This is a genomic window from Aeromonas sp. SrichE-2G (assembly GCF_017939565.1).
Taxonomy (GTDB): domain Bacteria; phylum Pseudomonadota; class Gammaproteobacteria; order Enterobacterales; family Aeromonadaceae; genus Aeromonas; species Aeromonas taiwanensis.
In genome coordinates this window covers 1-687 of the sequence record NZ_JAGKRG010000020.1, presented here as the reverse complement: position 1 = coordinate 687, position 687 = coordinate 1, and the positions used below count along the sequence as shown (strand labels likewise).

The window sequence follows — 687 nt, the reverse complement described above, 5'->3', positions numbered from 1 at the left end:
ACTGCCTCAACTGCCTCAACTGCCTCAACTGCCTCAACTGCCTCAACTGCCTCAACTGCCTCAACTGCCTCAACTGCCTCAACTGCCTCAACTGCCTCAACTGCCTCAACTGCCTCAACTGCCTCAACTGCCTCAACTCTTCTCCTCTATACAAAGATACAAAGAAGTAGACGTCGCTCCTGAGCTTGGCCCAATTCTGGATTTCTTGCTCACTTCACATCGCTCAGTTCGATATCGCCCACCAGGGTGGCACAGGGGTTTACATATACCCGTTTGCCCAGTTGTGGGCGTTTTCCCTTGTAGGGTCTCAGTCGCAAGTCCATCTTGGCCTCCTTGTTTTTTGGCCATTCTAGCAACTTGGAACCCGTTTCTGTGGATAAGTTTGTATAAAAGCTGTGCTTGGATATGAATAACTAAAAAAGTGCGCTTTTTTGCAATTTTATTGCAGGGGAGGGGTTGCCAGAACGAATTCGCTCCCTATAATGCGCCTCCATCGACACGGCAAGCGGCAACGCAAACAGCCAAGTCGGTAGCCTCGAAAAGCCTGTGAAAATAAGGCTTGACTCGAGAAGGCGGTTGAGTAGAATGCCACTCCCGCAGCAGCCAAAAGCTGCGTCGCTCTTTAACAATTTGAATCAAGCAATCTGTGTGGGCACTCACAGCATCGAGCATCAAAAACAATTTTTG

Annotated in this window: 1 protein-coding gene and 1 pseudogene; both read right to left on the bottom strand. The window is 49.2% G+C overall.

The window, feature by feature from the left end; translation table 11 throughout:
• Positions 1-218: 218 nt before the first annotated feature.
• Positions 219-323 (bottom strand): annotated as a pseudogene (locus tag J9885_RS14185) (gamma carbonic anhydrase family protein); the annotation flags it as partial.
• A 154-nt stretch (positions 324-477) separates the two neighbouring features.
• The coding region (locus J9885_RS14180; protein ID WP_210549850.1) for a hypothetical protein at positions 478-687 on the bottom strand (210 nt) is incomplete at its 5' end.